2 protein-coding genes and 1 pseudogene are annotated in these 1,905 nt (G+C 69.8%); all 3 read left to right on the forward strand.

The annotated features are described in order from the left end of the window. Positions 1 to 212: pseudogene (locus AA75_RS49750) on the forward strand (hypothetical protein); the annotation flags it as partial. A 102-nt stretch (positions 213 to 314) separates the two neighbouring features. After that, positions 315 to 1,190 (forward strand): hypothetical protein, encoded by an 876-nt coding sequence (locus AA75_RS47875; RefSeq protein WP_149038366.1) that lies wholly within the window; start codon positions 315 to 317, stop codon positions 1,188 to 1,190. A 58-nt stretch (positions 1,191 to 1,248) separates the two neighbouring features. After that, positions 1,249 to 1,773: an NUDIX domain-containing protein gene (locus AA75_RS45985; RefSeq protein ID WP_255369524.1), complete on the forward strand. Its 525-nt coding sequence runs from the start codon at positions 1,249 to 1,251 to the stop codon at positions 1,771 to 1,773. The last annotated feature ends 132 nt before the right edge of the window (positions 1,774 to 1,905 follow it).

The raw sequence follows: 1,905 nt of genomic DNA on the forward strand, positions 1-1,905 counted from the left end.
GCACCTGGTCTTCACCGCCCGCCTGCCTGGCCACCTCCGTCGAGCAGGACGACCCGGGCCGGGCACCGGTGGTGTGGCTGCCACTGGCCGCAGCGGCTGGCCTCCACCTCTACCCGGCCGTCGACCCCGTCCTTCACCGGGCCGCCGAGCCTGCCACCCGCGGCCCGCTGCTGCTCCCGCCGATGACCAACGCCTCCTACTGGTGGCGTTGACGTTCCGCCTTCGCCGTTGCTCGGGGTCCGCACGGCTCGGGCCCTGTGCCGCTGGCAACAAGTCAGTCGTGCGCGGATTCGTGGTCGCTCTACAGTCACTTCATGACGAGCACGTGGAGACGGCTGACCGACCGCCTGACAGGACGAACTGAGCCGGAGCCCTTGTGGACGGAGGGCATACCCGACCACCTTGACGTGCCCGTCCGCGACTGGCTGTACGAGGTTCTGAAGAACTTCGGCCTCGCCTACCCGGTGGCGGTCCGGCTGAAGCTGCCGTCCGACGTTCTGAAGGCTGACAACCCGGATTGGGCCATCGCCGTTCTCAACCATCGGACGCACTCGATGCTGCGCCTGGAAATCGTCGATGCGACGCTCGCCTGCATGGCACAAGCGCTCGAAGGTGTTCCTCTGCACCACCGTCGGACCGCCGAACATTTCGCCCGCGTACTGGACGGCATTCTGCGCGAGGGCGACTCCGCGTTCGTGGTCTCCTTGGACGGGCGTGGGCTGGAGCGCCGGATCGTTCCGGCCGTCAGCACCTCGGTCGACGCCGCGATCACGAGCGCCAAGCAGCCCGAGCGGGGCTCCGCCGCCAAGCACCTTCGTACTGCAATGGACGCCGCGTACGCTCTTCATCCGGACCCGGTCCGGGCCTACAGCGAGGCGATCAAGGCGGTGGAGTCCGCCGCTCACGTCACCCTCCAGCCGAAGCACGCGACCGCGACGCTGGGCACGATGCTCGGTGAGTTCCGCCAAGTGCGTGACAAGGTCAGCGTCCCGATCGTAGGGCCGGGTGGCACTGAGGGAATCGATGCTATCGAGCGCCTCATGGCCCTGCTCTGGACCGGGCAGACCAGTCGGCACGGAAACCTGAAGGTCACTCGGGAGGAGACAGCGCAGGAGGCCTTGATGGCGGTGCACCTGGCTGCGCTCCTAGTGCAGTTGTTTGCCTCTGGAGCCGTTCAGCGCAGCCGATAAGCCGCCTCCCAGCCTGGGCACGCCGGTGACGACCAGTACAGGCAGCGGGCCGGTGCGGGTGCGGAGGCGGGCCATCCTGGTCCACGGCGGCGAGGTGTGCCTGATCCGGCGTCAGTGGGAAGCCGGCCTTCAGCATTCGCTGCCGGGTGGCCTGATCGAAGAAGGCGACGTGCCGGCGGCGGCGTTGCGCCGGGAGCTGCTGGAGGAGCTCGGCCTCGACCTGGACGCTGCCCGGGCCGCCGGTGCCTCGCTTCGTCCAGGACCAGGTGAGCGGGCGTCCGGGCGAGAGCGGGCTGTTCCGCCAGCGGCACATGTCGTCACCGTCAACCCGCCCTGGCCACCTCCGCCGCATGGTCGCCGCCGCCGAGCAGGACGACCCGGGCCGGGCGCCGGTGGTGTGGCTGCCGCTCGCCTCGGCGGCCGGCCTCCACCTCTACCCGGCCGTCGGCCCGTCCTCGATCGGGCCGCCGAGCCCGCCGCCGTCCCTGTGCTTTCTGGCCCCGATGACGAGCGACTCCTACCGCCACCGCTCCCCGCTACGGGGCTGCCCCGGGGCGGTGTGCGTCGCTGCCCGTGCTGGTGAGTTCGCAGGCCCGTGGCACGCGGTGCTCTCCGGCATCGGTGCAGGTGACCAGGGTGCTACGGAAAATCCCCGGTCGAGCGTCAGGTCAGCCCCTTAGAGGAGCTAACACAAAGCTCGGACGCGCCTGTAGGT

This window comes from Kitasatospora sp. MBT63, assembly GCF_000710465.2.
Taxonomy (GTDB): Bacteria; Actinomycetota; Actinomycetes; order Streptomycetales; family Streptomycetaceae; genus Kitasatospora.

Excerpts from the sequence above, each read along its gene's own strand:
- AA75_RS47875 (WP_149038366.1), top strand. The coding sequence starts at position 315 with ATGACGAGCACGTGGAGACGGCTGACCGACCGCCTGACAGGACGAACT.